At 50.4% G+C, this 1,017-nt stretch carries 2 protein-coding genes; both read left to right on the top strand.

Annotated elements, in window-relative coordinates; translation table 11 throughout:
- On the top strand, positions 1-386 hold a 386-nt coding region (locus BOW51_RS11035), incomplete at its 5' end, for a SoxR reducing system RseC family protein (protein WP_078477741.1).
- A 5-nt stretch (positions 387-391) separates the two neighbouring features.
- Positions 392-976, top strand: coding sequence for a trypsin-like peptidase domain-containing protein (locus BOW51_RS11030; RefSeq protein WP_078477740.1), 585 nt, complete (start codon positions 392-394; stop codon positions 974-976).
- The last annotated feature ends 41 nt before the right edge of the window (positions 977-1,017 follow it).

Below are 1,017 nucleotides of genomic sequence, written 5' to 3'. Positions count from 1 at the left end.
AATCCGGATGCGGAACCTCAATTGTAGCCTCGCTTTTTCCTGGTCGTTACCAGCAGTTGCAATTACCAAATACTATTAATGCAGTTGTCGGAGACAGGGTTGTCCTGTCGATCGCTGAGGAAGCGGTTGTTTCCGGCAGCCTGCGACTCTATCTGTTCCCATTGCTGGGTCTGATTGGCGGTGCGATGCTGCTCAATGCCGTTGCCGCCCAGCTATCACTGCCGCAGGAACTATTCCAGGTTATCGGCGGTCTATTCGGCATGGGACTGGTGCTTTTCCTGGTAAGCCGTATGCGCAGACAAGAAGCGCTTGGGGAAATCCAATTGCGCCGTTTAACTGATTCCGTCTCCGGAAATCGTGTATCACTGGATAATCTGACGAGGTAACCTGAATGATAAGGACAATCACTGCACCTGCTAGTGCATTTCTGATTACATTAACTCTTCTATTCTCTGCGATAGCGCATGCGCAGTTGCCGGATTTTACTGAACTGGCAGAGAAGAATTCACCTGTGGTGGTGAATATCAGTACAACCCAGAATGGTACGGCCGGCAAAAAATCCGGGAAACATCATTTCGATATCCCCGAGATGCCTGATGGGGCACCATTTGATGATCTGCTCAAGCGCTTTTTTGGCGAACAGTTCGATTTTGACCAGATGCCTGACTTCAAAAGCGAGTCGCTCGGATCCGGTTTTATTATCAGCGAAGATGGTTATGTCATGACCAATCACCATGTCGTGAGTGATGCCGATGAGGTGATTGTTCGCCTGGCTGACCGACGTGAATTTACTGCCGAAATTATCGGTTCAGACAAGCAGACTGATGTCGCACTGCTGAAAATTGATGCAGATGGACTACCTACCGTAAAAATCGGTAACGGAGCCGATCTCAAGGTCGGTGAATGGGTGCTGGCAATCGGTCGCTGCGCGCCAAGGAGAGAGAATCGAAGGCGCGTAGTCCCCGGTAGCCACTAGGCGAGACTGTTTTTCTGACGTGCGCCAGCGCCAAAGGAAAA

Origin of the sequence: Solemya elarraichensis gill symbiont (genome assembly GCF_002021095.1) — a bacterium.
Lineage (GTDB): Bacteria > Pseudomonadota > Gammaproteobacteria > Chromatiales > Chromatiaceae.
This window is presented reverse-complemented; position numbering and strand designations above follow the sequence as displayed.

Bases quoted from the DNA above. Each gene is read 5' to 3' on its own strand.
- BOW51_RS11030 (WP_078477740.1), top strand. From the start codon at position 392: ATGATAAGGACAATCACTGCACCTGCTAGTGCATTTCTGATTACATTA.